Annotated in this window: 25 protein-coding genes; 20 read left to right on the forward strand and 5 right to left on the reverse strand. The window is 72.7% G+C overall.

The features are described from left to right. Positions 1 to 16 precede the first annotated feature (16 nt). The 6 genes from pth (at position 17) to BM288_RS08940 (ending at position 6,727) form a co-directional block, all read left to right on the forward strand. Positions 17 to 595 (forward strand): aminoacyl-tRNA hydrolase, encoded by a 579-nt coding sequence (pth, locus tag BM288_RS08915; protein ID WP_092918090.1) that lies wholly within the window; start codon positions 17 to 19, stop codon positions 593 to 595. Between the two features lie 51 nt (positions 596 to 646). Further along, positions 647 to 1,123, forward strand: a complete 477-nt coding sequence (locus BM288_RS08920) for a hypothetical protein (protein ID WP_092918092.1) — start codon at positions 647 to 649, stop codon at positions 1,121 to 1,123. Then, complete coding sequence (mfd, locus tag BM288_RS08925) at positions 1,120 to 4,659, forward strand: transcription-repair coupling factor (protein ID WP_404799699.1); 3,540 nt, start codon at positions 1,120 to 1,122, stop codon at positions 4,657 to 4,659. The genes BM288_RS08920 and mfd overlap by 4 nt, the downstream gene beginning before the upstream one ends. Next, on the forward strand, positions 4,656 to 5,291 hold the full coding sequence (gene mazG / locus BM288_RS08930; RefSeq protein WP_092918096.1) for a nucleoside triphosphate pyrophosphohydrolase: 636 nt from the start codon (positions 4,656 to 4,658) through the stop codon (positions 5,289 to 5,291). The genes mfd and mazG overlap by 4 nt, the downstream gene beginning before the upstream one ends. Further along, positions 5,288 to 5,953 carry a hypothetical protein gene (locus BM288_RS08935; protein ID WP_092918098.1) on the forward strand — a complete coding sequence of 222 codons (666 nt, stop codon included), beginning with the start codon at positions 5,288 to 5,290 and terminating at the stop codon, positions 5,951 to 5,953. Before mazG ends, BM288_RS08935 begins: the two co-directional genes overlap by 4 nt. Before the next feature lie 111 nt (positions 5,954 to 6,064). Continuing rightward, a complete protein-coding gene (locus BM288_RS08940; protein WP_092918100.1) occupies positions 6,065 to 6,727 on the forward strand; it encodes a DUF1775 domain-containing protein in 663 nt (220 codons plus the stop codon). Between the two features lie 58 nt (positions 6,728 to 6,785). Here the strand turns inward: BM288_RS08940 and BM288_RS08945 are convergent, their stop codons facing one another. After that, the gene (locus tag BM288_RS08945; RefSeq protein WP_092918102.1) at positions 6,786 to 7,466 is read right to left on the reverse strand and encodes a Pr6Pr family membrane protein; all 681 of its coding nucleotides are present in this window, start codon (positions 7,464 to 7,466) and stop codon (positions 6,786 to 6,788) included. Positions 7,467 to 7,593: 127 nt separating this feature from the next. Between BM288_RS08945 and BM288_RS08950 the strand changes: the two genes are divergently transcribed. The 9 genes from BM288_RS08950 to BM288_RS08990 all read left to right on the forward strand — a co-directional run bounded on the left by BM288_RS08950 (position 7,594) and on the right by BM288_RS08990 (position 16,610). After that, the gene (locus tag BM288_RS08950; RefSeq protein WP_092918104.1) at positions 7,594 to 8,916 is read left to right on the forward strand and encodes a histidine--tRNA ligase; all 1,323 of its coding nucleotides are present in this window, start codon (positions 7,594 to 7,596) and stop codon (positions 8,914 to 8,916) included. Positions 8,917 to 9,094: 178 nt separating this feature from the next. Then, complete coding sequence (gene eno, locus BM288_RS08955; RefSeq protein ID WP_092918106.1) at positions 9,095 to 10,375, forward strand: phosphopyruvate hydratase; 1,281 nt, start codon at positions 9,095 to 9,097, stop codon at positions 10,373 to 10,375. A 70-nt stretch (positions 10,376 to 10,445) separates the two neighbouring features. Continuing rightward, entirely contained in the window at positions 10,446 to 10,898 is a 453-nt protein-coding gene (locus tag BM288_RS08960; protein WP_092918108.1) for an FtsB family cell division protein, read from the forward strand. A gap of 32 nt (positions 10,899 to 10,930) precedes the next feature. Further along, complete coding sequence (locus tag BM288_RS08965) at positions 10,931 to 11,419, forward strand: DUF501 domain-containing protein (RefSeq protein WP_092919026.1); 489 nt, start codon at positions 10,931 to 10,933, stop codon at positions 11,417 to 11,419. A gap of 54 nt (positions 11,420 to 11,473) precedes the next feature. Then, entirely contained in the window at positions 11,474 to 12,808 is a 1,335-nt protein-coding gene (locus BM288_RS08970; protein ID WP_092918110.1) for an NAD(P)/FAD-dependent oxidoreductase, read from the forward strand. A gap of 105 nt (positions 12,809 to 12,913) precedes the next feature. After that, positions 12,914 to 13,513: a TetR/AcrR family transcriptional regulator gene (locus BM288_RS08975; protein ID WP_177220327.1), complete on the forward strand. Its 600-nt coding sequence runs from the start codon at positions 12,914 to 12,916 to the stop codon at positions 13,511 to 13,513. Continuing rightward, entirely contained in the window at positions 13,510 to 14,727 is a 1,218-nt protein-coding gene (locus BM288_RS08980) for an alanine racemase (RefSeq protein ID WP_092918114.1), read from the forward strand. Before BM288_RS08975 ends, BM288_RS08980 begins: the two co-directional genes overlap by 4 nt. Then, the gene (locus BM288_RS08985; RefSeq protein ID WP_177220328.1) at positions 14,724 to 16,016 is read left to right on the forward strand and encodes a D-arabinono-1,4-lactone oxidase; all 1,293 of its coding nucleotides are present in this window, start codon (positions 14,724 to 14,726) and stop codon (positions 16,014 to 16,016) included. The genes BM288_RS08980 and BM288_RS08985 overlap by 4 nt, the downstream gene beginning before the upstream one ends. Before the next feature lie 45 nt (positions 16,017 to 16,061). After that, on the forward strand, positions 16,062 to 16,610 hold the full coding sequence (locus BM288_RS08990; RefSeq protein ID WP_177220329.1) for a LemA family protein: 549 nt from the start codon (positions 16,062 to 16,064) through the stop codon (positions 16,608 to 16,610). A 21-nt stretch (positions 16,611 to 16,631) separates the two neighbouring features. Here the strand turns inward: BM288_RS08990 and BM288_RS08995 are convergent, their stop codons facing one another. Next, a complete protein-coding gene (locus tag BM288_RS08995) occupies positions 16,632 to 17,840 on the reverse strand; it encodes a winged helix-turn-helix domain-containing protein (protein ID WP_318255447.1) in 1,209 nt (402 codons plus the stop codon). A 70-nt stretch (positions 17,841 to 17,910) separates the two neighbouring features. On the opposite strand from BM288_RS08995, the gene BM288_RS09000 reads away from it, so the two are divergent. Together BM288_RS09000 and ilvA are read left to right on the forward strand one after the other, a co-directional pair. Continuing rightward, positions 17,911 to 19,062 carry an AI-2E family transporter gene (locus tag BM288_RS09000; protein WP_318255448.1) on the forward strand — a complete coding sequence of 384 codons (1,152 nt, stop codon included), beginning with the start codon at positions 17,911 to 17,913 and terminating at the stop codon, positions 19,060 to 19,062. Continuing rightward, complete coding sequence (gene ilvA / locus BM288_RS09005; protein WP_092918122.1) at positions 19,059 to 20,291, forward strand: threonine ammonia-lyase; 1,233 nt, start codon at positions 19,059 to 19,061, stop codon at positions 20,289 to 20,291. The genes BM288_RS09000 and ilvA overlap by 4 nt, the downstream gene beginning before the upstream one ends. Positions 20,292 to 20,361: 70 nt before the next feature. Here ilvA and greA read toward each other — a convergent pair whose 3' ends face one another. Then, the gene (gene greA, locus BM288_RS09010; protein ID WP_092918124.1) at positions 20,362 to 20,850 is read right to left on the reverse strand and encodes a transcription elongation factor GreA; all 489 of its coding nucleotides are present in this window, start codon (positions 20,848 to 20,850) and stop codon (positions 20,362 to 20,364) included. A 55-nt stretch (positions 20,851 to 20,905) separates the two neighbouring features. After that, positions 20,906 to 21,298 (reverse strand): DUF4307 domain-containing protein, encoded by a 393-nt coding sequence (locus BM288_RS09015; RefSeq protein ID WP_092918127.1) that lies wholly within the window; start codon positions 21,296 to 21,298, stop codon positions 20,906 to 20,908. An 89-nt stretch (positions 21,299 to 21,387) separates the two neighbouring features. Between BM288_RS09015 and mca the strand changes: the two genes are divergently transcribed. Together mca and BM288_RS09025 are read left to right on the forward strand one after the other, a co-directional pair. Then, on the forward strand, positions 21,388 to 22,242 hold the full coding sequence (gene mca / locus BM288_RS09020; protein ID WP_318255449.1) for a mycothiol conjugate amidase Mca: 855 nt from the start codon (positions 21,388 to 21,390) through the stop codon (positions 22,240 to 22,242). Beyond that, positions 22,242 to 22,532 (forward strand): hypothetical protein, encoded by a 291-nt coding sequence (locus BM288_RS09025; protein ID WP_092918131.1) that lies wholly within the window; start codon positions 22,242 to 22,244, stop codon positions 22,530 to 22,532. The genes mca and BM288_RS09025 overlap by 1 nt, the downstream gene beginning before the upstream one ends. Positions 22,533 to 22,555: 23 nt before the next feature. Here BM288_RS09025 and BM288_RS09030 read toward each other — a convergent pair whose 3' ends face one another. Continuing rightward, positions 22,556 to 22,948, reverse strand: a complete 393-nt coding sequence (locus BM288_RS09030; protein WP_092918133.1) for an Rv3235 family protein — start codon at positions 22,946 to 22,948, stop codon at positions 22,556 to 22,558. 176 nt (positions 22,949 to 23,124) lie between these two features. Here BM288_RS09030 and BM288_RS09035 point away from each other — a divergent pair, with 176 nt between their 5' ends. After that, entirely contained in the window at positions 23,125 to 23,694 is a 570-nt protein-coding gene (locus tag BM288_RS09035) for a hypothetical protein (protein WP_092918135.1), read from the forward strand. The last annotated feature ends 1 nt before the right edge of the window (position 23,695 follow it).

Genomic DNA, 23,695 nt, shown 5'->3' on the forward strand with positions numbered 1-23,695 from the left:
CTCCGGCGGCGTCGAGATGACGCAGACGTGGCTCGTGGTCGGGCTCGGGAATCCCGGGCCCGACTACGCGCGCACGCGCCACAACATCGGCCAGATGGTCGTCGCCGAGCTCGAGCGGCGCGCGGGCGCGAACCCCAAGAAGCACGGCCGGGCGGATGCGCTGGTCGCGGAGTCACGGGTCGTCGGCGGCCCGAAGGTGGTCACAGCCTTCCCCCTGTCGTACATGAACCGCTCCGGCGGGCCGGTCTCGAAGCTGATGGACTGGTACGGCGTGGAGGCGGAGCAGGTGATCGTCCTGCACGACGAGCTCGATCTGCCCCTGGGGGAGATCCGGTTGAAGCAGGGCGGCGGGCACGGCGGCCACAACGGGATGCGCGACATCATCGCCGCGCGCGGCCCGGACGTGCTGCGCGTGCGGCTCGGCATCGGCCGCCCGCCCGGCCGCCAGGATGCCGCCTCCTTCGTGCTCAAGCCCTTCGCGAAGGCCGAGCAGCCCGAGGCCGAGCTGCTCGTGCAGCTGGGTGCCGATGCCATCGAGCGCATCATCGCCGAGGGCTTCCTCGCCGCCCAGCAGCGCATCCACGCCCCGTCCTGACTCTCGGGCGCGCGCCGCTAGCATGGAGTGCCGATCGGAAGGAAGACGCCCGTGCATCGACTCGCCAAGGTCGCCGTCGCAGTGAGCGCCGGTGCGCTGGTGCTCACCGGCTGCACCAGCACGGACGAGCCACGGGGTCCGCAGGGCCCGACCGGCTATGAGCTGGCGACGACGCTCGAGAACGGCGCGCACGTGTGGTGGGACCGCGGTGACGAGTCCGGCATGACCGATCTGATCGTCACCCGCGGAGCGGGCGGCGTGATCGACTCCTGCCTCGGGAAGGCGCCCCTGCTGTGCTTCGTCGGGCCCGAGGAGAGCCGCATGGCGCTGATCATCGCGCCGCCGCAGGCGACCGGCGGCGTGGTCCACTACTTCGGCGAGGACATCCCGCTGCAGCTCGGCACCGGCCCCACTGCTGAGCAGGACGCGGTGCTGGCCGCCAGCATGCCGCCGGAGCACCTCGATGACGCTGCCGGATGGACCTACGAGGTGGTCGACGCCGCAGGCGGCGTCGTCATGTCGCGGTGAGCCTGCAGCCACTGCTCGGACTGCTCGAGCGCGGCGCGCTCGCTCCGGTCGTGGAAGCGTCGGTGGGCGGTGCCCTGACCGGCATCGAGGCGATGCGCGCGCCGGTCGTCGCGACCATCGCGAACCAGCATGAGCGCCCGCTGCTGGTGATCACCGCCACCCGCCGCGAGGCAGAGGCGGTGCGCGATGACCTAGGCGCGTGGCTGCCGGGCGCACAGATCCTCGAGCTGCCGGCGTGGGAGACCCTGCCGCACGAGCGGCTGAGCCCCTCGCCCGAGACGGTCGGTCAGCGCGGTGCCACCCTGCGTGCGGTCGCCGAGCGCGACCGATCGCGCCCCACCGTCGTGATCGCCTCGGTGCGCGCGGCGCTGCAGCCGCTGGCCGACAACCTGCTCGCGGTCGAGCCGATCGAGCTGGCCGCCGGTGCGCGCGGGGTCGACCTGACCGCGCTCTCACGGCAGCTGGTCGACCTGGCATACGCCCGTGTCGACATGGTGACCCGGCGCGGCGAGTTCGCGGTGCGCGGCGGCATCGTCGACGTCTTCAGCCCCGCCGAGGACCACCCGGTGCGCATCGAGCTGTTCGGCGACGAGGTCGAGCAGATGCGCTGGTTCCACGTCGCCGACCAGCGCTCCGACGCCACCCCCGTCGAGCGCATCGTGCTGCCTCCCAGCCGCGAGCTGCTGCTGACGGATGCGGTGCGCGCGCGGGCGCGGCAGCTGGCGCCCGAGTTCCCCGGCATCCAGCAGATGCTGGAGAAGATCGCCGAGGGGATGCCGGTCGAGGGCATGGAGTCGCTCGCGCCCGCGCTGCTGCCGCGGCTCGTGCCCATCACGCACTACCTGCCCGGCGCGGGGGTCGTCGTGCTCGGACCCGAGCGCATCCGCGACCGCATCACCAGCCTGAACGAGACGAACCAGGAGTTCCTGGAGGCCGCCTGGAGCGTCGCCACCGCCGGCGGTGCGGCACCCGTGGACCTCTCGAGCGGCTTCCTGAGCCTCGACGAGCTGCACGCATCCGTCGACGCCCCGTGGTGGACGTTCTCGGTGCTCGCCGCCGACGACCTCGTCACGGTGGTCGAGGGTGAGCCGGTGCCGAGCTTCGCCGGCCGCGCCGACGGCGCCCTCGAGCATCTGCGGGAGCGCACCCGCGCGGGATGGCGGGTCGTGGTGACCGCTGCCGGGCACGGCCTGGTCGAGCGCGCCGCGCAGGTGCTCGGCGAGCACGAGGTGGGCGCCCGCATCGTCGACGCGCTGCCGGACGAGCTCGAGCCCGGCCTCGTGCACGTCACGCAGGCGTCGGTCGAGCACGGCTTCTCGCTGCCGGAGGAGCGCATCGAGCTGGTCAGCGAGGCCGAGTTCTTCGGCCGCGCGGTGGGCGTCGACTCGCGCCAGTCGCGCAAGCTCGCCCGCCGCCGGCGCTCGGTCGTCGACCCGCTGCAGCTGAAGGCCGGCGACTACGTCGTGCACGAGACGCACGGCGTGGGCCGCTTCGTCGAGCTCACGCAGCGCACCGTCTCGACGGGCGGACGCAACCCGGTGAAGACCACGCGGGAGTACCTCGTGATCGAGTACGCGCCCTCGAAGCGCGGCCACCCCGGCGACCGGCTCTCGGTGCCCACCGACCAGCTCGACCAGCTGAACCGCTACGTCGGCGGCGAGGCGCCGCAGCTGTCGAAGATGGGCGGCAGCGACTGGCAGCAGTCGAAGGCCAAGGCGCGCAAGGCTGTGCGGGAGATCGCGGTCGAGCTCGTGCAGCTCTACTCGAAGCGGATGGCCTCCAAGGGGCGCAGGTTCGGCCCGGACAGCCCCTGGCAGCGCGAGCTCGAGGACGCCTTCCCGTTCGCCGAGACGCCCGACCAGCTCACCACCATCGACGAGGTCAAGCGCGACATGGAGCGCGAGGTGCCGATGGACCGGCTGCTCTCGGGCGACGTCGGCTACGGCAAGACCGAGGTGGCCGTGCGCGCGGCGTTCAAGGCCGTGCAGGACGGCACGCAGGTCGCCGTGCTCGTGCCCACCACCCTGCTCGTGCGGCAGCACCACGAGACCTTCGCCGCCCGCTTCGCCGGCTTCCCGGTGCAGGTGCGCGCGCTCAGCCGCTTCCAGAGCGACAAGGAGGTGCGCGAGACGATCGCCGGCATCGCCGACGGCACTGTCGACGTCGTGATCGGCACCCACCGCCTGCTCTCCGACACCGTCCGCTTCAAGGAGCTCGGGCTCGTCATCATCGACGAGGAGCAGCGCTTCGGCGTCGAGCACAAGGAGAAGCTGAAGGCGCTGAAGACCAACGTCGACGTGCTCTCGATGTCGGCCACGCCCATCCCGCGCACGCTGGAGATGGCCGTCACCGGCATCCGCGAGATGTCGACGCTCGCGACCCCGCCGGAGGCCCGCCACCCGGTGCTCACCTTCGTCGGCGAGTACAACGAGCAGCAGGTGGCGGCCGCGATACGCCGCGAGCTGCTGCGCGAGGGGCAGATCTTCTTCGTGCACAACCGCGTCTCGTCGATCAACCGGGTGGCGGCGCAGCTGGCGGAGCTGGTGCCGGAGGCGCGCATCGGCGTCGCGCACGGCAAGATGCACGAGACGGCGCTCGAGCGCGTGATCGTCGACTTCTGGGAGAAGCAGTACGACGTGCTGGTCTCGACCACCATCGTCGAGACGGGTCTCGACATCCCCAACGCCAACACCCTGATCGTCGACCGCGCCGAGCGCTACGGACTCAGCCAGCTGCACCAGCTGCGCGGGCGCGTCGGCCGCGGCCGCGAGCGCGCCTACGCCTACTTCCTCTACGACGGCGACAAGCCGCTGTCGGAGACCGCGCACGACCGGCTCGAGACCATCGCGGTGCACAACGAGCTCGGCGCCGGCATGCAGGTGGCGCTCAAGGACCTCGAGATCCGCGGTGCGGGCAACCTGCTGGGCGGGGAGCAGTCGGGCCACATCGCCGGCGTCGGCTTCGACCTCTACCTGCGGATGGTGGGCGAGGCTGTCGCCGTCTTCCGCGGCGAGGAGGACGAGGGGCCGCGCGAGCTGCGGCTCGAGCTGCCCGTCGACGCGGTGATCCCGGAGGAGTACGTCGACTCCGAGCGCCTGCGCCTGGAGGCCTACCAGAAGCTCTCGGCCGCCGCCTCCTCGCGCGACGACGAGGCGATCGACCACGTGGTCGACGAGCTGCGCGACCGCTACGGCGAGCCGCCGGCCCAGGTCGCCGCGCTCTTCGCCATCGCGCGGCTGCGGCGCAAGGCGCAGGCGGCGAAGCTCTCGGAGGTCATCACCGTCGGCCCGAACCTGCGCGTCGGCCCCGCGGAGCTCGCCGACTCCGTGCAGTTGCGACTGCGTCGCATGTACCCGGAGGCGAAGCTCAACAGCGCCGCGAAGACGCTCGTCGTGCCGATCCCCACCGCAGGCGGTGGCCGGCTCGCCGGCACCCAGGCCGAGCCGCTGCCCGACACCGAGCTGATCGCCTGGGTCGACGCGCTGCTGACCGCCATCTTCCCGCCGCCGAAGCCGCCCGCGGAGCAGACGGCATGAGCGAGCTCGACGACGTCGTCGCCGTCATGGCACGGCTGCGCGGCCCCGGCGGCTGCCCCTGGGATGCCGAGCAGACCCACGCCTCCCTCGTGCCCTACGCGATCGAGGAGGCGCACGAGCTCGCCGAGGCGGTCGAGTCGGGCGACGACGCGCACCTGCGCGAAGAGCTCGGCGACGTGCTGCTGCAGGTGGTCTTCCACGCCGAGATCGCGCGCACCGAGGGCCGCTTCGACATCGAGGACGTCGCGGCCACGCTCGCCGGGAAGCTCCGCCGCCGGCATCCGCACGTGTTCGGCGACACCGAGGTCGCCGGCGTCGACGGCGTGCTCGAGAACTGGGACGCCATCAAGCGCGCCGAGAAGCCGGAGCGCGAGAGCGCGCTCGACGGCATCCCCGTGAGCCTGCCGGCGCTCGCGCGCGCCGAGAAGCTGCTCGGCCGCGCCCGGCGAGCCGGACTCGACGACGGTCGCGCGGCGGATGCGTCGGCGCCCGACAGCGAGGCGGCCCTCGGTCGCGCGCTGCTCGAGATGGTGCGCGGCGCGACCGCCGCCGGCCTCGACTCCGAGCGCGCCCTGCGCGGCGCCACGCGCGAGCTGGAGCGCGAGCTGCGCGCGCGGGAGGCTGACGGGTGAGCATGCAGGCGGGCAGTCAGCGAGCGGTGAGCATGCCGGTCGGGGGCTCGCACCCGGCGACGATCGAGGCGAAGCTCGAGCGCCGCCGACGCGCGCTCGCCGCGGCGGTCGTGGTCTCAGCCGCGACGACGCTCGTCACGGGGCTCGCGCACTCGCTCGGCGGGGGAGCCGCGCCCGACCACCTGCTGGTCGCCACGGCCTTCGTCGCCACGCTGCTGGTGCTGGCGCCCGTCGTCGGCGCCCGCGGCTCGCTCCCGCGCCAGGTGGTGGCGGTCGCGGTCGCGCAGCTCGTGCAGCACGTGCTCTACTCGCTGCCGGGCGCCGCCTCGCCGGCCGCGGAGCAGGCGCACGTCGCGGTGCACGCGCACGGCGCGGCCGCCGCCATGCCCTCGGCGACCGTCCTGCACGAGCACGCGAGCATGCCGCTCGCGCACGTCGCCGCCGGCGCCCTCACGCTGGTTGTGCTGCGGCTCGCGCCGCTCGCCATCGCCGCGATGCTCGCCGCCATGTCGCCGCGCCTTGCCGCCACCGTGCTGGACGGCACGGCACCGCCCGCGCGACGCCGCGCATCCGTCACCGCCGCCCACGCTGCCCGCCGCTGCACGCTCGACGTGCTGCGCAGCGCACTCGTCACCCGCGGTCCGCCGCTGCCCGTCGTCTGAGCCCATCCGCAGCGCCTCGGCCTGCGAACCCCCTTCGGCGACCGCTCTCGCGGCACGCCCCTCATGCGACCCTGCGCGCCGCACGCGCCCAGCAGCAATTGGAGCACCACCATGCAGACCTCCACCTCCGACCGCACCCGTCCCCGCCTCGCCACCGGCCTCGCCGTCGGCGTCGGCGCCGCCGCCCTGGTGCTCGCCGCACCCGTCGCGGCGAGCGCCCACGTGCACGTCACGCCCACCTCCACCGAGGCGGGCGCCACCAGCGAGCTCGGCTTCTCGTTCAGCCACGGCTGCGACGGCTCGCCCACCACCGCCGTCGAGGTCTCCATGCCCGACGAGATCACCTCGATCGCGCTCATCGCCAACCCCGGCTGGGATGTCGCCTCCGAGCTCGTCGACGGCGCGCGCACCGTCGTCTTCACCGCCGACGAGCCGATGTCCGACGGCGTGCGCGAGACCCTCGAGGTCGAGGTGACGCTGCCGGAGGGCGCCGCCGACGGCACCGTGCTCGCCTTCCCCGCGCTGCAGGTGTGCGAGTCGGGCGAGACCCTGTGGGGCGACCTCGACGCCGAAGCAGAGAGCCCGGCGCCGACCATCACGATCGGCGAGGCGGCGGATGCGCACGGTCACGGCCACGACGCGCTCGCCGACGAGGCCCCGCAGCCTGCCGCGCAGGCCGACTCGGCGGCCATGCCGCTGGCGATCACGGCGCTCGTGATCGCGGTGCTGTCGGCGGCAGTAGCGGCTTTCGCGGTGGTGCGCCGCCGCGGCTGACCGCTCAGCAGGGCCGGCGACGGGCGCTCGACGACGTCGCCGGCCCTGCCTCGCCGAGCTACCCGGTCGCGGACGGGCTCGGCTCCCGGGCGCTCGCGCCCGACTCCCGGTAGCGCAGCCGCCCGACGCCCGCCACCAGGAAGATCCCGAGCAGGAACGCCAGCAGCACCTGCCCGGTCGGCCACACCAGCCCGGCCCATCCGCCGTGCACGCCCGGATCGAGGAACGGGTACGGGTACCAGCCGTCGATCAGCCCGCCGCGCAACCAGGAGCAGCCCAGGTACGCGAGCGGGTAGAGCATCCACCACGCCCCGCGGCCGAAGCGGATGCGCCGGGCGGTGGGCACCAGCAGCCAGTCGAGCGCGACGAGCCACGGGATCACCCGGTGCTGCGCGGCGTTCGTGAACTCGATCGACCACGACCACACCTCCTCGGGCTTCGCCAGCAGCACCGCGTAGACGAGGCCGGTCAGCACGATGTAGGCCGTGGCGGCACCGCGCAGGTGGTCGAACCAGGCGGGCCTGCGCGCCGGTGGCACCAGCAGCATCCACGCCATCACGACGATCACGAGCAGGTTCGCCTGCACCGTGAAGTACGCGAAGTGCTCGCTCGCCCGCTCGCCCGAGGCGAGCATGTTCTTGATGTTCCAGGCCTCGGCCAGCACTGCCATCAGCACGGTCGCGATGCGCCACGAGACGACGGGAACGGCTCGGTCGTGGAGGGGCCATGGTCGTCGCACGTGCCCATGGTGCCAGGGACGGTGCCAGGGATGATGCCAAGGACGGCGCCGGGGGCCGCGCCGGCGGCGACCGCGGGCGGATGCGGCCCCGGCAGATTGCTGGCCGTGCGTGCGGGAGAATGGGGGCATGGCTACCCAGGTGAACCCGCCGCGCGGCATGCGCGACTTCCTGCCGGTCGACAAGCGTGCGCGGGAGCGCGTGCTGCGCGTGATCCGGGCTGCCTACGAGCACCACGGCTTCGAGGAGATCGAGACGCCGGTGGTGGAGGACGCCGCACGGCTGCACGCCGGCCTCGGCGGCGACAACGAGAAGCTCGCATTCGCGGTCATGCGCCGCGGGCTCACCGTCGACGACCTGCGCGCGGCCGAGGCGCCGCTCGCACTCGCCGATCTCGGCCTGCGCTTCGACCTCACGGTGCCGCTCGCCCGCTTCATCGCCACGCACCGCTCGAGCCTGCCGCCGGTCTTCCGCGCCATCCAGATCGCGCCGGTGTGGCGCGCCGAGCGCCCGCAGCGCGGCCGCTACCGCCAGTTCATGCAGTGCGACATCGACATCGCCGGCGAGCCCGGCATCACCGCCGAGCTCGAGCTGCTGACGGCGACCGGCGATGCCCTCACCAGGCTCGGCATCCCCGACGCGTTCATCCGCATCAACGACCGCCGCATCCTCTTCGCAGCGCTCGAGCACGCCGGCGTCGCTCCCGAGCAGCACGAGAGCGCGCTCGTCACGGTCGACAAGCTCGACAAGATCGGCCGCGAGGGCGTGACCGAGGAGCTCGCGGGCCGCGGCATCGACGGCGCCCGACTGCTCGAGACGCTCGACGCGATCCGCGCGCTCGCGGAGGGCGCCGGCGCCGCGCCCGAGGCGGCGCACGCTGGCGGCGACGCGCACGCACCGGAGCGCATCCCCGGCGCCGGCGTCGCAGCGGATGCCTCGCGCGAGCCACTCGAGGGCTTCGACGTCGCGGTGCTCGAGCCCGTCCGGGAGCTTCTGGGTGCCGAGGTCGGCATCCGGCTCGAGTTCGACCCCACGCTCGTGCGCGGCATGGGCTACTACACCGGCCCGATCTTCGAGATCGCGCACCCCGAGCTGCCGTTCTCGATCGGCGGCGGCGGCCGCTACGACGGCATGATCGGCCGCTTCCTTGGGCAGGAGCTGCCCGCTGTCGGCATCTCGCTCGGCTTCGAGCGACTGGTCGACCTCGTCGAGCTGCCCGCCGAGGCCGCGGCCGAGACGGTCGCCCTGCTGGTCGACAAGGCCGTCGAGCCGGCCGATGCGGTGGCCATCAAGCGCGCGCTGGTGGCGGCCGGGCAGACGGTCCGCATGCAGCGCCGCACCAAGAACGTGACCGGCCTGCTCGAGCAGCTGGCCGCATCCGGCGCCACGCACTTCGCCTTCGTGCGCCCCGGCGACACCGCCGAGACCCTGGAGCTCAAGCCCATCGCCTGAAATCTCACCGTGTGAGGTGGCACTTCGGCGCACCACCTGCGCCGAACGACCACCTCACACGTTGAGATCGGGGAGCGTCGGCGCGCGCCGGGACGAGGTCGCGGGTGCGGTGGTGTGCCGGGATGCGGGCGGGGCTAGGCTCGAGTCGGCCATCCACTGCGATTCCCAAGGAGCACCCGTGGCACTCATCGACACCCTGCAGGCACGCGAGATCCTCGATTCGCGCGGCAACCCGACCGTCGAGGTCGAGGTGCTGCTCTCGGACGGCTCCGTAGGCCGCGCCGCCGTCCCCTCCGGCGCCTCGACCGGCGCCTTCGAGGCCTACGAGCTGCGCGACGGCGACAGCGCCCGCTACCTGGGCAAGGGCGTCGAGCAGGCCGTCGACGCCGTCAACGAGGAGATCGCGGAGGCGATCGAGGGCATGGTCGCCGACGACCAGCGCGTGCTCGACGCGACGCTCATCGAGCTCGACGGCAGCGACAACAAGAAGAACCTCGGCGCCAACGCCATCCTGGGCGTCTCGCTCGCGGTTGCGAAGGCCGCCGCCGACTCCTCGGGCCTTCCGCTGTTCCGCTACCTGGGCGGGCCGAACGCCTTCCTGCTGCCGGTGCCGATGATGAACGTGATCAACGGCGGCGCGCACGCCGACACCGGCGTCGACATCCAGGAGTTCATGATCCTGCCGATCGGCGCCGAGTCGTTCCGCGAGGGCCTGCGCTGGGGCACCGAGACCTATCACACGCTCAAGAGCATCCTGAAGGAGCAGGGCCTGGCGACGGGTCTGGGCGACGAGGGCGGCTTCGCCCCCGACCTGGCCAGCAACCGCACCGCGCTCGACCTGCTGGTGCAGGCGATCGAGAAGGCCGGCTTCACGCCCGGCAAGGACATCGCGCTCGGACTCGACGTCGCTGCGAGCGAGTTCTTCGAGAACGGCGTCTACCGCTTCGAGGGCCAGGACCGCACGAGCGCCGAGATGGCCGACTACTACACCGAGCTGGTCGACTCGTACCCGCTGGTCACCGTCGAGGACCCGATGGACGAAGAGGACTGGGACGGCTGGGCCTCGCTCACCGAGCGCCTCGACGACCGCGTGCAGCTGGTCGGCGACGACCTGTTCGTCACCAACCCCGAGCGCCTGATCGACGGCATCGAGCGGGGTGCCGCCAACGCGCTGCTGGTGAAGGTCAACCAGATCGGCACGCTCTCCGAGACGCTCGACGCCATCCGCATCGCCACGCAGGCCGGCTACGGCTCGGTGCTCTCGCACCGCTCGGGCGAGACCGAGGACACCACGATCGCTGACATCGCGGTCGCGGTGAACTGCGGCCAGATCAAGACTGGAGCCCCCGCGCGCAGCGAGCGTGTCGCGAAGTACAACCAGCTGCTGCGCATCGAGGAGGACCTCGGTGACGCGGCGGAGTACGCCGGCGCCGGCGCCTACCCGCGCTTCGAGGGCTGAGCGCAGCACGCATCAGCCAACACAGGCGGTTCGGCCGCCTGCGGAGGGCACCCGCCGGTAGCATCGGCGGGTGCCCTCCTCGTCTGACGTCGCCCTCGGGCAGCTGCGCGTGTCGTGGCTGCTGCTGGTCGTCGTCGGTCTGGTGGTGGCGGGCTTCGTCGTGCTCGCGCCCACGGTCGGGCTGCTGCTCGAGCAGCGCCGCGACATCGCAGCGCTCGAGGCGCAGGTCGCCGAGCAGCAGGCGAACGTCGAGACGCTCCAGACCGAGGCCGGGCGCTGGGAGGACCCGGCGTACATCGAGGCACAGGCGCGCGACCGGCTCTTCTTCGTCTACCCGGGTGAGACCAGCTTCGTGCTGCTCGACGACCGCTCGGCGCTCGAGACGGCATCCAGCGAGGTGCCCGACGCGACGCTCGAGGCGCCCAGCGACGACTGGACGGCGGCGGCCGCCGGCTCCTTCCTGCTCGCGGGCCTGACCACGCAGGCGCCGCCGGAGCCCGGCCCGGCACCGGAGCCGCAGTGATCACCGAGGCGAGCGAGCGCGACCTCGAGATCATGGCCTCACAGCTGGGCCGCACGATGCGCGGTGTCATCGGCATCGGCGCCCGCTGCGCCTGCGGCGCCCCCACCGTGGTGGTGACCAGCCCGCGGCTGCCCGACGGCACCCCCTTCCCGACCTTCTACTACCTCACCCATCCCGGCGCCACCGCATCCGCCTCACACCTCGAGGCCGACGGCACGATGGCCGAGCTGCAGGAGCGGCTGCGCGAGCCCGAGGTGGCGGATGCGTATGCCGCGGCCCATGCGGCCTACCTCGCCGACCGGGAGGCGCACGGGCACGTCGAGGAGATCGCCGGCATCAGCGCCGGCGGCATGCCGACGCGCGTGAAGTGCCTGCACGCCGTGCTCGCGCACGCGCTGGCGGCCGGGCCGGGTGTGAATCCGATCGGCGATCTGACGCTCGCGCTGGGGGAGTGGTCGCCCGCGGTGTGCGTCTGCGCACCGGGCGCTCGCGGCTCCGCCGCCGGAATGCCCGCACCCTGAGCGCGGTAGAATCATCGCGCATCCACATCTGATACCTGGGGAAGAAGTGCGTCTGTGAACAAGATCCTGATCGTCGGAGGCGGCTACGCCGGTCTCTACACCGCGCGTGGGCTGGAGCGTCAGCTGGGCGACTCCGAGGCGGAGATCACCATCGTCGACCCGCTGCCCTACATGAGCTACCTCCCCTTCCTGCCGGAGGTCGCCGCCGGGTCGATCGAGCCGCGCCACGCCGTCGTGACCCTGCGCCGCCACCTGGCCCGCACGAAGATCGTGCAGGCGAAGGTCACGAACATCGATCACGCCAACAAGGTCGCCACCATCAAGCCCGAGCTGGGCGAGGAGCGCACGTTCGAGTACGACGTCATCGTCATGACGGCCGGCTCCGTCTCGCGCACCTTCCCGATCCCTGGCGTCGCCGACGAGGCGATCGGCATGAAGACCATCGAGGAGGCCGCCGCCGTGCGCGACCGCCTGATCTCGAACTTCGCCAAGGCGGCTGCGCTGTCCGAGGGCCCCGAGCGCGACCGGCTCCTGAACGTCACGGTCGTCGGCGGCGGCTTCGCCGGCATCGAGACGATCGCCGAGCTGCGCGACTTCGCCACCTACCTGCTCTCGCGCTTCCGCGAGATCGCCTTCGAGGATGTCTCGTTCCACCTCGTCGAGGCGATGGGCCGCATCATGCCGGAGGTCTCCGAGCAGACCGCGCTCTGGGTCGTCGAGGACCTGCGCAAGCGCGGCGTCAACGTGCACCTCGAGACGCAGCTGCAGGGCGCCGTCGACGGCGTCGTCGAGCTCTCGACCGGCGAGCGCTTCGGCTCCGACCTGATCATCTGGACCGCAGGCGTCATGGCCAACCCGGTCGTGCGGGCCACCGACCTGCCGCTCGACGACCGCGGCCGCATCACCGCGCTCGCGACCCTGCAGGTCGCGCGCGACGGCGTCGTGGTGCCGGATGCCTGGACCGCCGGCGATGTCTCGGCCGTGCCCGACAAGTCGAGCACCCCTGGGCCGGGCGGCTTCTGCGTGCCGAACGCCCAGCACGCCGTGCGCCAGGCCAAGCTGCTGGCGAAGAACATCGTCGCCGTGCTGCGCGACGAGGCCCCTCGCGAGTACATCCACGCCAACGAGGGCGCCGTGGCCGGCCTCGGGCTCTGGAATGGCGTGTTCCAGAAGGGCAAGTTCGCCATCAAGGGCCCGATCGCCTGGCTCATGCACCGCGGCTACCACGGCATGGCGATGCCGATGTGGGAGCGCAAGCTGCGCGTCTTCGGTGACTGGTGGAACCAGTTCTGGCTGGGCCGCGACTTCGCAGAGCTCTCCGACCGCGAGCATCCGCGCGTGGCGTTCGAGACCTTCGCGTCGCGCCCGAAGCCCAAGGTCGACGCCTAGTCTCCGACCGCACGTCACAGCGCCGCGCCCCGCACCCGGGGGCGCGGCGCTGCCGTATGGTGGGACCCGGACAACCGTCCAAGTCGAGCGAGGATGGGAGTGCGGGTGACGCGGAAGCCGGCGGAGGAGCGCCGCAGGGATCTGGTCGAGGCCGGCCTGCGCGTGATCGCCCGCGAGGGGATGCACGGCGCGACGGTGCGCGCGATCGTCGCCGAGGCGGGCGTGCCGCTCGCGACCTTCCACTACGTGTTCGACTCGCGCGACCAGATGATCGGCGAGGCCTACGCGTACGTCGTGCTGCCGCGGGTCGGCGATGTGCCGATGCCCTTCCCGGACGACGCCAGCCCGGTCGATGCGGTGCGCGCCGTGCTGCACGACTGGGTCGATCGCTTCGCCGAGCACCCCGAGTACGAGCTGGCCGTGATGGAGATCATGGCCTACTGCACGCGCACGCCCACGCTCGCCCACCTGCCCGGCGAGGTGCAGGCGCGCTACGTCGAGATCGTCTCGACGGTCATCTCGGCGATCTGCGAGCAGCTCGATGTCGAGCCGCAGCAGCCGCTCGAGGAGCTCTCGCAGCTCGTGCTGCATATCACCGACGGCCTCACCTACTGCATGCTGCGCACGGGGGACGCCGCCGCATCGCGCCGCTTCGTCGAGGCCGCGGCGCCCATGCTCACGGCGGCAGTGATGGGCGAGCGATGACGCCGCTCGACCTCGAGGCAGCCCGCCCCTGGTCGGCTGAGCACCACTGGCAGCGGATGGATGCGGCCACCGCCGGGATCGACGGCCCCTTCGCCGCAGTCTCGCTCGAGGCGCTCGCAGCAAACGCGCGCGACATGGTCGGTCGAGCCGATGGCACGACGCTGCGGCTGGCGACGAAGTCGGTGCGCAGCCGTGCCGTCATCGAGGCGGTGCTCGCCACGCCCGGCTGGCACGGTGTGCTGGCAGCGACCCTGCCGGAGGCGCTGTGGCTCTCGGCCACCGTCGACGACGTGCTGCTGGGCTACCCGACCATGGATCGCACCGCGCTGCGCGCACTCGCGGTCGACGACCGCGCGCTCGAGCGCGTGACGATCATGATCGACAGCGTCGAGCACCTCGACCAGATCGATGCGGCGATCCCCGGCCATCCGGAGATCCGCGTCGCCATCGAGCTCGACGCCGGATTCGAGCTCGGACGCTGGCGTGCCGGCGTGCTGCGCTCGCCGCTGCGCTCGCCGCAGCAGCTGGGCGGGCTCGCCCGGGCGGTCGTCGCTCGCGGCGGCTTCCGCCTCGTCGGGATCATGTCGTACGAGGCGCAGGTCGCGGGAGTGCAGGACGGCAGGCGTCGCGGCGGCAGCCCCGCGTTCATGGTTCGTGCGATGCAGCGCCGCTCGGCCGCCGACCTGCGCGAGCGCCGCGCCGCAGCGGTCGCCGCGGTGCGCGAGGTCGCCCAGCTGGAGTTCGTCAACGGTGGCGGCACCGGATCGATCGAGTCGACCGCCGCCGACCCCTCCGTCACCGAGATCGGGGCCGGCAGCGGCGTCTTCGGCGCGCACCTGTTCGACGGCTACCGCAGCTTCCGTCCGGCGCCGGCGCTCGCGTTCGCCCTGCCGGTCGTGCGCCGCCCCGGGCCCGGCATCGTCACGCTGCTCGGGGGCGGCTGGGTCGCCTCCGGCCCGCGCATCGTCGATCGCGACCCGGTGATCGCCTGGCCGCCCGGGCTGCGCATCGATCCGGGCGAGGGACCCGGCGAGGTGCAGACGCCGGTCCGCGGCGCCACCGCCGACCGCCTGCGGCTCGGCGACCGCGTCTGGCTGCGCCACGCGAAGGCAGGCGAGCTGTGCGAGCGCACCGACGCACTGCACCTGGTGGCCGGCGATCAGGTCATCTCCACCCTTCCCACGTACCGTGGGGAGGGGAGGAAGCTGCTGTGACATGGAGGAACTGGGCGCGCTCGCAGCGCGCCGCGCCGAGTTGGGTGCACGCGCCCACGACGATCGACGAGGTCCGGCGCGACGTGGAGCACGTGCGGCAGCAGTGCCGCACCATCCGCCCGGTCGGCAGCAGCCATTCCTTCTCGGCAGCGGCGCGGCCCGACGACGTGCAGCTCAACGTCGACGCGCTCCGCGGCGTGGTCGCGCTCGACGTGCCCGGCCGCCTGGTCACGGTGCTCGCCGGCACCACCGTCCGGGAGCTCTCCGCGCTGCTGGCCGAGCAGGGACTGGCCCTCGACAACCTCGGTGACATCGACCGGCAGACCATTGCCGGCGCCATCTCCACCGGCACGCACGGCACCGGCATCCGCCATCAGTCGATCGGCGCCTCCGTCGTCGCCGCCACGCTCGTCACCGCCGAGGGGCGCGCGCTGCACGTGAGCGAGACCGAGCGGCCCGAGCTGCTGCCCGCGATCAGGCTGGGCCTCGGGGTGCTCGGCGTGCTCGTCGACGTCACCCTGCGATGCGTGCCGGCCTTCGCGCTCGAGGCGATCGAGGCCGCGGTCGAGCTCGACGCCGTGCTCGACGACTGGCAGGGGCTGCTGCGCCGCACCGACCACTTCGAGTTCTTCTGGTTCGCCGGCACTTCGTTGGCGGTGACGAAGTCGAACACCCGCGTCGACGGCCCGCTCGCCCCTCGCTCGGCGATCGGCCGCTTCATCGACGAGAAGGTGCTCACCGACGTCGGCCACAGCGCCCTGCTGACGCTCAGCGCGCTGGTGCCGGCCGCGTCGCGGGCGGTCAACGAGGTGGCTGCCAGGGGCATGGCGCGCGGCCGCTTCGTCGAGCCGAGCCATCGGGTGTTCTCCGCCGAGCGCGCGGTGCGCTTCCGTGAGCTCGAGTACGGCATCCCGGTGGCGGCGATGCCGGAGGCGCTGCGAGAGATCGACCGGGCGCTGCGGCGCGCGTCGCTGGTGCCGACGTTCCCGTTCGAGGTGCGCGCGATCGGTGCCGACGACGCGCTGCTGTCGACCGCCAACGGCCGCGAGACCGCGTACATCGCCGCGCACCGCTGGTGGCGAGAGGATCCGCGGCCGCTGTTCGACGTGGTCGAGCCCATCCTGCTCGCGCACGACGGCCGCCCGCACTGGGGCAAGCTGCACTCGCTGCGGGCGCCGCAGCTGGCCGAGCGGTTCCCTGGCTTCGCCGATTTCCTCGCGATCCGCGACGAGCTCGACCCCGAGCGCATCTTCGCGAGCGCATGGACCAAGAGGGTGCTGGGCGCCTGAGCACGGCGCCTGATCGGCCCCTCGGATCGGCCTACCATGGAAGCCATGGACCCCCTCCTCATCGTCTGGATCGTCGTCGGCGCCCTGGTCGTGCTGGCGCTCATCGTGCTCGCGTGGGGCATCGCGGCGCGCGGCTCCCTCCGCCGCCTCGGCGCGACGGTGGATGAGCGCTGGGCGTCCCTCGCCACCACCCTCGAGCGCCGCAGAGCCGTCGCGGAGCCGCTGCTGGCGACGGCGGGCGAGCAGCAGCGCACGCAGGCGGCGGATGCGTTCACCGCGCTCGAGCGCGCCGACCGACCGGGGGCCAAGGCCGCCGCCGAGGGCGAGGTGCAGCGGGTGCTGCGTCCGCTCGTGCAGGCGGCCGGGTCGCAGCCCGCCGGATCCGACGCGGCCGAGGCGCGGGCCGCACTCGCGACCCTCGACGACGACGCCCAGGCGCGCCGGCGCGACTACAACACCGGCGCGCGCGAGCTGAATGCGAAGGCGCGGCGCTTCCCCGCCTCGATGTTCGCCGGCTCCGTCTCGGTGCCGCGGGAGTTCTTCGAGGTCGATCACACCGGCGCCGTCGCCGAGCCGCCCCGCATCCAGTTCTGAGACCAGCGCCGCCGCGGCGCGTCAGAGCGCCCGCGCGACCTCCCGCGCCCAGGTGCCCGGACCGGCCACCTCGATGCGGTTGAGCCCCTGCCACGCGGCAGCCTCCGCGAGCGCGGGCGCGAGCCGGTGGGCGAGCTCGCCCGCGCGCTCGGCATGCTCCGGCTCGACCGTCGCGTGCTGCACCCGCAGCACGCCCGCCCTGCGATCGCTCTTGAGGTCGATGCGTCCCACCAGCTCGTCGTCGATCAGCACCGGCAGCACGTAGTAGCCGTGCTGGCGCTGCGCGGCCGGCGTGTAGATCGAGATGCGGTACTCGAAGCCGAAGATGCGCTCGGCCCGCGGCCGGAACCACACGAGCGGGTCGAACGGCGAGAGCAGCGCGGTCGAGCGGATGCGTCGCGGCAGCCGGGTACCGGCGCTCAGGTAGGCGGGCCGCCCCCAGCCGGCGACCTCGACCTGCTCGAGCTCGCCGGCGTCGGTCAGGTCGGCGATCGCCGTGCGCGCGTCAGCGACCTTCAACCGGTAGTAGTCGGCGAGGTCGTCGAGTGTCGCGACCCCGAAGGCCCGCGCCGCCCGCCGCACGAGCTCGCGCTGCGCGTCGGCGCGATCGATGCGCGGCTGCGGTTCGGGGAGCACGGCGACGGCAGCCGCGTAGCGGCGCTCGAACCGGGAGCGGCCCACGGTGACCAGCTGCCCGTGGCGGAACAGCACGCTCGTCGCCCAGTACGCATCCGACTTGTTCCACCACCCGCCCGGCATGCGCTGGTGCTCGGGATACTCCATCTCGCTCGGGCGCAGCGGGCCGCGCTCGGTGAACTCGGCGAGCACGTCGTCGATGAGCTGCGCGTGCCCGGCGACCCACCGCTCGTCGCTGGGACGCATGGGCTGCGCTCGCTTCCAGGCCCACAGCGGCCAGTCGGCCACCGGGATGACGGCCGCCTCGTGCGCGACGTACTCGGTGTAGCCGCCCAGCCCGCTGCCGTGGTCGTGGTGCAGCATGCGGTCGAGCAGCGGGCGGTCGTAGGGACCGAGGCGGGCCAGCAGCGGCAGGTAGTGGCTGCGCTCGAAGACGTTCACGGAGTCGAGCTGCAGCAGCCCCAGGCGATCGATCGTGCGCTCGATGGTGCGGGCGCCCAAGCGGCCGCGCTCGCCCGGCAGGGCGCCGTCGAGGCCGCTCGCGGCGATGGCGATGCGGCGGGCCTGCGCGGCCGAGATGCGGGGTGGCGTCACGAGTGGTGAGGCTAGCAAGCACTGCCCACGCATGCGCCTGCGTCGCCGTGGCGGCCCGTAGGATCGAGCAATGCTGCTCCGTCGCCCCAAGAACGTGGGCCCGCGCCTCACGCTCGCCGCCGGCGACGAGGCCGTGCCCCGCGGGATGCAGATCGCGGGCGCCTGGTCGTGGCGGTTCCTGGTCGTCGCCGCAGCGGCAGCGGTCGTGATCGCGCTCATCGTGACCTTCCGCATCGTGGTCATCCCGCTGCTGGTCGCGGCGCTCATCACCACGGCGCTGCTACCGGTGGTCGCGGCGCTGGTGCGCGCGCGCTGGCCGCGCGGACTCGCCGTCGCGGTGTCGGTGGTCGCGCTCATCGTGGCCGTCGTCGGCCTCGGCTGGCTGGCTGTCGCGCAGATCCGCGACGAGTACCCGCAGCTGCAGGAGCGGGCGCTCGAGTTCTGGGAGGAGTCGCAGGCGTGGATCATGTCGCTGCCGTTCGGCATCGACGCGGCCGAGATCACCGCCTTCGGCGAGAACATCCTGGCCGTCATCCGGGACGACATCTCGACCGTCCTCTCGAGCGCGCTGTCGGTCGGATCCTCCGTCGGCCACTTCCTGGCCGGCGCGCTGCTGACGATCTTCGCGCTCATCTTCACCCTGCTCGACGGCCGCCGCATCTGGCAATGGATCGTGGGCGTGCTGCCCGCCCGCGCGCAGCCCGCGACCGACGGCGCAGCGCGCGCCGGCTGGGTGACGCTGGGCAACTTCGTGCGCGTGCAGGTGCTGGTCGCCTTCATCGACGCGGTCGGCATCGGCCTGGGCGCGTTCATCCTCGGCCTGTTCTACCCCGGCGGCATGCCGCTGGTGCTGCCGATCGCCATCCTGGTCTTCCTGGGCTCGTTCATCCCCATCATCGGTGCGGTCGTCACCGGCGCGATCGCCGTGCTCGTCGCGCTCATCTCCTTCGGCCCGCTGGCCGCGGTGATCATGCTCGGCATCGTGCTGCTCGTGCAGCAGATCGAGAGCCACGTGCTGCAGCCGCTCATCATGGGCACGGCCGTCAAGGTGCACCCGCTCGCCGTCGTGCTGGCGGTCGCCGCCGGTTCGACGATCGCCGGCATTGCCGGCGCCTTCTTCGCCGTGCCGGTGGTCGCCTTCCTCAACAACTTCGCCAAGACCATCGCCACCGGCTCCTGGCGCGAGAACCCCAACCCGACGATCGAGGATGTCGTGCGATGAGCGCTGCCCTGCCCGGCCCCTCCCTGGCCGACTTCGAGACCGCGAGGGGTCGACTGGTCGGCATCGTGCAGGAGACGCCGATGGAGCGCTCCCGCTACCTCAGCGGCATGCTGGGCGCCGAGGTGCACCTCAAGTGCGAGAACCTGCAGCGCACCGGCGCCTACAAGATCCGCGGCGCCTACAACATGCTCGCGAAGCTCACCGACGAGCAGCGCGCTCGCGGGGTGGTGGCCGCCTCGGCCGGCAACCACGCGCAGGGCGTCGCCTTCGCCGCCACCGAGCTCGGTGTGCGCTCGACGATCTTCATGCCGGTGGGCGTGGCGCTGCCGAAGCTGCAGGCGACTCGCGACTACGGCGCGGCCGTCGAGCTGCGCGGCCTCGAGTTCCAGACCGCGCTCGCCGCGGCGATCGAGCATGTCGAGCGCACCGGCGCGACCTTCGTGCCGCCCTACGACCACGCCGACATCATCGAGGGCCAGGGCACGCTCGGCCTCGAGATCCTCGACCAGGTCCCGGATGCGTCCACGGTCGTCGTGCCCATCGGCGGCGGCGGGCTCGCGGCCGGCGTGGCCTCCGCGATCCGGCAGCGCGCCGAGCGCGACGGCCGCACGGTGCGCATCGTGGGTGTGCAGGCCGAGCGCGCCGCCTCCTACGTCACCTCGCTCGAGGCGGGGGAGCCGACCACCATCCAGACCCAGTCGACCATCGCCGACGGCATCGCCGTCGCGCGACCTGGCACCCTGCCGTTCGCGATCATCCGGGAGGCGGTCGACGAGATCGTCACCGTCTCGGAGGACGACATCGCCCGCGCCCTCATCGTGCTGCTCGAGCGCGCGAAGCTCGTGGTCGAGCCGGCCGGAGCGGTCACGACCGCCGCGATCATGACGGGACTGGTCGCATCCGACGGCCCGACGGTGGCGGTGCTCTCGGGCGGCAACATCGACCCGCTGTTCATGGAGCGCGTGATCGGGCGCGGCCTCGCCGCCTCGCAGCGCTACCTCAAGGTGCGGATGGCGCTGCCCGACCGCCCCGGCCAGCTGGCGATCATCGCGCAGATCGTCTCGGACGAGCAGGCGAACGTGGTCGAGGTGCTGCACTCGCAGCACGACGCCTGGACCTCGATCGCCGACGTCACGCTCGACATCTCGGTCACCACCCGCGGGCCGGAGCACGCCGAGCGCGTGCTCGAGGCGCTGCGGAGGGCTGGCTACCAGCCGGTCGTGCTCTGACGCGGACGCCCGCGAACGACGACGGCCCCGCGCCTGCGCTGCAGGGCGGGGCCGTCGTCGTGTCGGGGGCTCAGCCCCGGTAGGTCTGGACGTCCTTGACGACGACGTCGATCGTGGCGCCCGAGGGTGCCTGGTACGAGGTCTTCGCGCCGATCTTCAGCCCCATGATCGCGGCCCCGAGCGGGCTCGCCTCGCTGTAGACGTCGAGCTCATCGCCGGCCTCGGCGATCTCGCGGTTGCCGACGAGGAACGTGGCGTCATCGCCGGCGATCGTCGCGGTCACGACCGTGCCGGGCTCGACCACACCGGAGGCCTCCGGCGCCTCGCCGACGGTGGCGTTGCGCAGCAGCTGGGTGATCTGGGTGATGCGGGCCTCGATCTGGGCCTGGTCGTCCTTGGCTGCGTGGTAGCCGCCGTTCTCCTTGAGGTCGCCCTCTTCGCGGGCTTCCTCGATGCGCTTGGCGATCTCGGCGCGGACGGGCCCCTGCAGGTGCTCCAGCTCGCCCTGCAGGCGGTCGTGCGCCTCCTGGGTCAGCCAGGTCTCCGTGGTGCCGTTCATGTCGTCTCCTGATATGCACAGAACCGGCCCCGAGTGGGCCGGTCCGACCTGCATTCTATGTCACCCAGCACTCGGAGACCAATCCGGTGGTCGCCAGAGAGCTCGTGCGCACCGGCACGACGTGCGTACTGGTGAAGGCATCGGTGGCAGGCAGGTCCACCTGCACCCACCCGACGATGCCGTACGCGGGGTCGAGCGCCTCGAGCGCGCACTCGACCGTGGTGCCAGCCTCGACCGAGACCTCGAAGATCACCTCGACGGTGGAGTCGTCGACGATCTCATGCCCGATGGTGCGCGATTGCAGCTGCGTGCTCCCCGGCTCGGTGCCCACCCACCACACCCAGAGGGTGGCCGTGAGCAGGATGGCGACGCCGACGGAGATCCCCAGGATCTTCTCGCGCCGCGTGCGCGAGCGCGTTCGCCCGTAGCGGGCTGCCAGATCGGTCATGGGGGCCTGTCCGTGGGAAGATGGAGACCTATCCAGCCTATCTGCCGCGCCGTCGAGCGCCGCGGTGCGCTGGGCGGAAGGGAGAGGCAGTGCGACGACTGCTCGCGGTGCACGCGCACCCAGACGACGAGTCGAGCAAGGGCGCAGGGACGCTGGCCCGCTACGCGGCCGACGGCGCCCAGGTCACGGTCGTCTCCTGCACCGGCGGCGAGAGCGGCAGCGTGCTGAACGAGCGGTTCGAGCTCGGCCACCGCGCCGCCCGCGACATGACGGGGCTGCGAAGACTGGAGATGGCTGCCGCGCAGGAGGCGCTCGGCATCGACCACGCCTGGCTCGGCTACGTCGACTCCGGGATGCCCGGCGAGGGCGAGCCGCTGCGGCCGCTCTCGTTCGCCACCATCCCGCTCGAGATCTCTGGCCGCCCGCTCGTGCGCCTCATCCGGCGGCTCAAGCCTCAGGTGGTCGTCACCTACGACGAGACCGGTGGCTACCCGCACCCCGACCACATCCGCTGCCACGAGGTGACGATGTGGGCGGTGGAGCATGCGGCCGAGGGCCTGCCGGAGCTCGGCGAGCCGTGGGAGGTGGAGAAGCTCTACTTCGATCGCACCATGAGCGGCGCGCGGCTGCGCGCGCTGCTGGGCGCGCTCGAGGCGTCGGCGCCCGATGACGAGCGGCTCGGCTTCGTGCGCGAGTGGGTCGAGCGGATGGGCGACCGCGGCGAGACGATGACCACGCGCGTCGACGTCGCCGCCTACTTCGAGGCCCGCGACATCGCGCTGCGCGCGCACGCGAGCCAGGTCGACCCGGAGTCGCGCTTCTTCTTCTGGCCGAACGAGCTGCTGCGCGAGACGTGGCCGACCGAGGACTACGAGCTGGTGCGCTCGCGCGTGCCCAGCACGGGCCCGGAGGACGACCTGTTCGCAGGCGTCGAGGAGGACTGATGCACGCGCTGTTCCTGGAAGAGCTGCCCTACGACCCCAACCAGGTGACGCCGGGCGTCATCGGGTTCGCGGTCACCGCGATCGTCGCGGTCGCGGTGATGCTGCTGATGTGGGATTTCAACCGCCGGGTGCGTCGCATCAACGACCGCGAGGAGGCGAAGGAGCGACTGCTGGCCGAGATGGCGGCCGCGCAGGGGTCGACCGCCGAGGACGGCGGGGCGGTGCAGGAGGCGCAGGCGGCGGAGACCGAGCGCGGCGCTTCCGAGAGCCCGGACGACCCGCGAGCCTAGCCCTGCCGCAGCGTGTTCTGCGACTACAGGACGCGGATCGCAGTGGCGCGCCAGCGCCCGTCGAGGCCCTCGAGCCGCAGCGCCACGGCGCGCGTGCGGACGGCCGATCGCACCACCACAGCGCCTTCCACAACGCCGTCGGCGGTGTGGCAGGTGTGCACGCTGCCGACCGCGAACCCGGGCACCTCGCGCTGCTGCCGCTGCGCGCGATCACGTCGGGCTGTGAGCGCGCGCTCGGTGAGCTGCTGGAAGAGCCCCTCGGTCACGAATCGGGCCATCTGCTGCACCTCGCGCACGCCCAGCAGCACCTCGATCACGCCCGTCGCGAGGTTCTCGATCAGCGGTGTCGGATCAGGCAGCGCGGCCGAGGAACAGGGTTGGAAGTCGAAGAACTCCTCGGCGTCCACTGCCGTCATCCGCTGTCTCGTCGCCCGCACCATGCCTCCTCGCATACCGCTGTCGCGGTGCGCGGCCCGCAGAGGCGCCGCCGTGCCGGAAAGGTAGCGGGTTCGGCGGGTGCGGCGTCATGGGGAGTTCTGCCCTGTGGAGAACGCTCGACACGGGGCGGTGCGCGGCGGTTAGATTCGCCCGCGTGCGCTTCGAGGACCTGTTCGACGACCTGGAGAGCCAGCTCGAGGCCGAGCTGGGCGCCGAGCAGCGCGACCTGCAGGCCGAAGAGGAGCGCTTCCGCATCGGCAGGCTCGAGCTGCGCGATCGCCTCGCGGCTGCCCCGCGCCTGCTCGATCTGACACTGCGGGCCGGCGGGCGGCTGCGGCTGCGGCGCATGTCGCTCGGCCGCGACTGGCTCAACGGCGTGGTGGTCGAGGGAGCGCCGGCCGAGACCGGCGCCGTCGTGCCGCTGCACGCGATCGTCGGCGTCGAGCTCGACGGCGACGGCGCCGCGGCCTCGGTGCGGCAGGCGAACGCGGCCGGCGACCTGCAGGCGAGGCTGAGCTTCGCCTTCGCGCTGCGCGATCTCGCACGTCGCCGGGCATCCGTCATCCTCGAGGGCCCGAGTCCGGTCGCGGGCACCATCGACCGCGTCGGCCGGGACCACCTCGATCTCGCGGTGCACGAGCCGGGAGAGCGGCCGCGTGCGAGCGCCGTGCGCTCGTGGCGGATCGTGCCTTTCGCCGCGTTCGACTGGGTGCGGCTGCCGTAGT

It is taken from the genome of Agrococcus baldri, assembly GCA_900114805.1.
GTDB classification, from domain to species: domain Bacteria; phylum Actinomycetota; class Actinomycetes; order Actinomycetales; family Microbacteriaceae; genus Agrococcus; species Agrococcus baldri.

Coding starts and splice junctions, on each gene's coding strand:
- pth (WP_092918090.1), top strand. CDS start 17: ATGACGCAGACGTGGCTCGTGGTCGGGCTCGGGAATCCCGGGCCCGAC.
- mazG (WP_092918096.1), top strand. CDS start 4,656: ATGAGCGAGCTCGACGACGTCGTCGCCGTCATGGCACGGCTGCGCGGC.
- BM288_RS08940 (WP_092918100.1), top strand. CDS start 6,065: ATGCAGACCTCCACCTCCGACCGCACCCGTCCCCGCCTCGCCACCGGC.
- BM288_RS08950 (WP_092918104.1), top strand. CDS start 7,594: ATGGCTACCCAGGTGAACCCGCCGCGCGGCATGCGCGACTTCCTGCCG.
- BM288_RS08965 (WP_092919026.1), top strand. CDS start 10,931: ATGGCCTCACAGCTGGGCCGCACGATGCGCGGTGTCATCGGCATCGGC.
- BM288_RS08980 (WP_092918114.1), top strand. CDS start 13,510: ATGACGCCGCTCGACCTCGAGGCAGCCCGCCCCTGGTCGGCTGAGCAC.
- BM288_RS08990 (WP_177220329.1), top strand. CDS start 16,062: ATGGACCCCCTCCTCATCGTCTGGATCGTCGTCGGCGCCCTGGTCGTG.
- BM288_RS09000 (WP_318255448.1), top strand. CDS start 17,911: ATGCTGCTCCGTCGCCCCAAGAACGTGGGCCCGCGCCTCACGCTCGCC.
- ilvA (WP_092918122.1), top strand. CDS start 19,059: ATGAGCGCTGCCCTGCCCGGCCCCTCCCTGGCCGACTTCGAGACCGCG.
- greA (WP_092918124.1), bottom strand. CDS start 20,850: ATGAACGGCACCACGGAGACCTGGCTGACCCAGGAGGCGCACGACCGC.
- BM288_RS09015 (WP_092918127.1), bottom strand. CDS start 21,298: ATGACCGATCTGGCAGCCCGCTACGGGCGAACGCGCTCGCGCACGCGG.
- BM288_RS09025 (WP_092918131.1), top strand. CDS start 22,242: ATGCACGCGCTGTTCCTGGAAGAGCTGCCCTACGACCCCAACCAGGTG.
- BM288_RS09030 (WP_092918133.1), bottom strand. CDS start 22,948: ATGACGGCAGTGGACGCCGAGGAGTTCTTCGACTTCCAACCCTGTTCC.